Raw genomic sequence first — 2,300 nt, 5'->3', positions numbered from 1 at the left:
TCTGTCGTCCTACCGGGCCGGGCGGTGGTTTGGCCGGTCGTGGAGTTCGACGTTGGATCACCGGTTGGAGATCGATGAGGCGGGGGTGTGTTATGCCGCGCCGGACGGGGTGCTGGTCGCCTATCCGCATCCCGCACCCGGCGAGACCGTGCTGCCGGTGGAGGGTCCGCGGTTGGCGTTGACCCGTGACGCCGCCGGTGCCTATACCGTCACCGATCCGCAGGCTGGGCACACGTTGCACTTCGCGGTGCCGGCCGGCAACGCCCGGCATGTGGCGCTGCCGCTGGCGGCGATCACCGATCGTAACGGGAATCGTATCGAGTTGGGCTATGACGCCGCCGACGGGACGCTTGCCGAGATCAGCCATTCGGGTGGGTACCACCTGACGGTGGACACCCAGCAGGGCCTGATCACCGCGATCCGGTTGCGGGGGCGGGCGGGCGAACCCGACATCGAGGTCGTCCGCTACGGCTACGACGAGGGTGGCCGGCTGATCGAGGTGGTGAACTCCTCGGGTCGGCCGTTGCGGTTTGCCTATGACGCTGCCGGGCGCATGATCGGTTGGATGGATCGTAACGGCACCAGCTACGCCTATACCTACGATGCGGCTGGTCGGGTGGTGCGGACCGTGGGTTCGGCGGGCTGCCTGGACGGGACGATCGTCTACGACACCGATCGTCATGTCACGGTGGAGACCGACTCGCTGGGCCACACCATCGAGTACCAGTTCACCGCGGCGATGCAGCTCCGCCGGCAGGTCGATCCGCTCGGCGGTGTCACTGGCTACGAGTGGGATCGGTATGACCGCAAACTGGCCGAAACCGACCCGCTGGGCCGCACCGTGCGGTACCGCTATGACGGTGACGGCAACCTAACGGAGGTCATCCGGCCGGATGGCAGTCGGGCAACGGTGGCATGGAATGCGCTGCGGCTGCCGGTGACGGTCATCGAGCCGGACGGTGCCCGCTGGGAACGCACCTACGACGATCGTGGGAACTTGACGGCGGTGATCGATCCGTTCGGGGCGCGGACCGGGTTCTCCTATGACGACCGGGGGCGGCTGACGACCGTCACCGATGCGGTGGGTCAGACCCGGCGGCTGGTGAGCGATGCCGCCGGGCTGCCGGTCGCGGTGACCGATTCGCTCGGTGCGGTCACCGTGTATGAGCGGGACGGGTTCGGCCGGGTGGTCGCGGTGACTGATCCGGTGGGCGGGGTGACCCGGTGCGGGTGGACGGTCGAGGGGAAGCTGGCGTGGCGGACCCGGCCGGACGGTGCGGTCGAGCGGTGGGCCTATGACGGGGAGGGCAATCTCGTCGAACATGTCGACGCGGCCGGCCTGGTGACCCGCACCGAGATCACGCATTTTGATCTGCCGGCGGCGCGGACCGGCCCGGACGGGGCGCGTCTGGCGTTCGCCTATGACACCGAACTACGGCTGGTCGCCGTTACCAACCCCCAGGGCCTGGTCTGGCGCTATGACTATGATCCGGCCGGGAACCTGGTGCGGGAGACCGACTTCAACGGCCGCGTCCTTGCCTATACCCATGACGGCGCCGGGCAGCTCGTCGCGTCGACCAACGGTGCGGGGGAGACCGTGCGGTTCACCCGCGATCTGCTAGGTAACGTGACCGAGAAACGGGACGGAAATGCGGTGACGACGTTTGCCTACGACCAGGCGGGGCGGGTGGTGCGTGCGGTGAACGCAGACGCTGACTGCACGTTCACCCGGGACCCCGCCGGTCGGGTGCTGGCCGAGACGTGTAACGGCCGGACGGTGTCCTCGACGTTCGACGTGCTGGGTCGGCGGGTGCGGCGGGTGATGCCGTCCGGGGCGGAGAGTGTCTGGGAGTATGACCCGAACGGTCTGCCGCTGTCGCTGCACACTGCCGGTCGGACGGTGCGCTTCGTCCACGACGCGGCCGGCCGGGAGATCGAGCGCAGGCTGGACAGCGGGGTGGTGCTGGGGCAGGTGTGGGATGCCAACCACCAGCTGCTGTCGCAGACCGTTACCGCGGGGCACGCGCGGGTGCTCCAGCGCCGGGACTACTCCTACAGCCCGGATGGGTATGTCACCGAGATCGATGACATGCTCGCCGGCCTGCGCCGATTCGACCTCGACCCGGCGCGGCGGGTCACCGCCGTGCACGGCTCGGACTGGTCCGAGCGGTACGTCTACGACGCGGCGGGCAACATCACCGATGCGTCCTGGTCGGTGCCCGCGCAGCGTGACGGGCGCGACGGGGTGCACGAGGCCGCGCAGGGCGGTCGGGAGTACGCCGGCACGCTGATCCGCCGGG

The 2,300-nt window shown here is 69.2% G+C and carries 1 pseudogene; it reads left to right on the top strand.

Going from position 1 to position 2,300, the window contains the following annotated elements:
• Positions 1 to 52 precede the first annotated feature (52 nt).
• Positions 53 to 2,300: pseudogene (locus U9979_RS16695) on the top strand (type IV secretion protein Rhs); the annotation flags it as partial.

This window comes from Protofrankia sp. Cas4 (assembly GCF_963555915.1).
Taxonomy (GTDB): domain Bacteria; phylum Actinomycetota; class Actinomycetes; order Frankiales; family Frankiaceae; genus Protofrankia.
The sequence above is the reverse complement of the archived record's forward strand: the minus strand, read 5'-3'. Positions and strand labels throughout refer to the sequence as shown.